The sequence below is a fragment of the Pseudomonadota bacterium genome, from assembly GCA_026388215.1.
Taxonomy (GTDB): domain Bacteria; phylum Desulfobacterota; class Syntrophorhabdia; order Syntrophorhabdales; family Syntrophorhabdaceae; genus JAPLKF01.
Genome location: JAPLKF010000076.1, coordinates 1 through 1,955, shown reverse-complemented (window position 1 = coordinate 1,955; position 1,955 = coordinate 1). Strand labels below are relative to the sequence as shown.

Genomic DNA, 1,955 nt, shown 5'->3' with positions numbered 1-1,955 from the left:
ACCAAAAGGCGACCAGCCTGTGGCAATTAAAAAACTTGTAAAAAACATAAAGCAGGATGTGTCGCATCAGGTCTTACTCGGTGTAACAGGTTCAGGGAAGACATTCACCATGGCAAATGTGATTGAGAAGGTTCAAAGGCCTACCCTTGTTATATCTCACAATAAGACACTTGCAGCGCAACTCTACACAGAGTTTAAAACCCTTTTTCCTGAAAATGAGGTCCATTTTTTTGTAAGCTACTATGATTATTATCAGCCTGAGGCGTATCTCCCCCATACAGATACCTATATAGAAAAGGATGCCTCCATCAATGAGGAGATTGATAAGTTGAGGTTGCTCGCAACAAATGCACTTTTTGAGAGGGAGGATGTAATCATTGTTGCAAGTGTATCATGCATATATGGGCTCGGTTCTCCGGAGGCTTACTACGGGATGCTTGTCTACCTTGAAGAGGGACAACGTATCGGGAGAAAAACGATCCTCGACAAGCTCATACAATGCCAGTATGAGAGGAACGATATGGATTTTTATCGAGGCAGGTTTAGAATCAGGGGTGAAAACATTGATGTCTTCCCTGCCTATGAAGAAGACAGGGCATTCAGAATTGTCATGGATGAAGACAGGGTATCTTCGATCTGTGCCATTGACCCCTTAAGCGGGAGAATGCTGGAAAGGCTTAAGCGATGCACAATATATCCCACAACACATTATGTGACACCGAGGGAGACGCTCGAGCATGCAGTAACCTCCATTGAAGAGGAGTTAAGGGAACACCTTAAAACGCTTAAGCTACAGAACAAACTCCTCGAAGCCCAAAGACTTGAGATGAGAACGAAGTATGATCTGGAGATGTTAAGGGAGATAGGTTACTGTCAGGGCATAGAGAATTATTCGAGGCATCTTACAGGAAGAAAGTTAGGAGAACCACCACCAACCCTTATTGATTATCTTCCAAAAAATGCCATAATTATGATTGATGAAAGCCATGTAACAATCCCCCAGCTCATAGGAATGTACAGAGGAGACAGGTCGAGAAAGGAAACGCTTGTGGAATATGGATTCCGGCTTCCTTCCGCTCTTGATAATAGACCTTTAACATTTGAGGAGTTTAAAGAAAGGGCAAGACAGGTGCTGTATATATCAGCAACACCTGCTAACTATGAGCTGGAAAGGGCAAAGGGCTATGTGATAGAACAGATTATTAGACCCACAGGTCTTATGGACCCCATTATTGAGGTAAAACAGGCTAAAAACCAGGTGGATACGCTTATTCCTGAGATCAAGGAGGTTATAAAAAGGAAAGAGAGGGTGCTCATTACTACACTTACAAAAAGATTTGCTGAGGACCTGACGGATTTTCTTTTAGATGCGGGTATAAAAGCCAAATATCTTCACTCAGATATTGAAACCCTTGAACGCGTTGCCATCGTGAGAGATTTGAGGATGGGCAGGTTTGATGTTCTTGTTGGTGTGAATTTAATAAGAGAAGGGCTTGACCTCCCGGAGGTATCTCTTGTTGCGATACTGGATGCCGATAAAGAGGGTTTTTTACGTTCCGAGACATCGCTTATCCAGACGTGCGGGAGAGCAGCGAGGAATATAAACAGCAGGGTGCTGATGTTTGGCGATAACATTACACGCTCTATGAAACGGGCAATAGATGAAACGGAGAGGAGGAGAAAAATACAGATGGAATACAATGTAAAAAATGGGATAACACCCGAAGGGATTAAAAAGGATATAGTCGATATCCTCTCATCTATTTATGAGAAGGATTACTACGCAGTGCCTCTCGAAGAGTTTGAAGAAAAGGGTGTGGAACCAAAAAGGCTATCAAAAATGGTGAAAAAACTTAAGAAAGAGATCAATGAAGCAGCAAAAAGATGGGATTTTGAGAAGGCAACCCAGTTAAGGGATCGCCTTTTGAGGCTTGAAAAGATGGAAATTACGCTTT

1 protein-coding gene is annotated in these 1,955 nt (G+C 42.6%); it reads left to right on the top strand.

Annotated elements, in window-relative coordinates; genetic code table 11:
• The coding region (gene uvrB, locus NTU69_04995) for an excinuclease ABC subunit UvrB (protein MCX5802877.1) at positions 1 to 1,955 on the top strand (1,955 nt) is incomplete at both ends.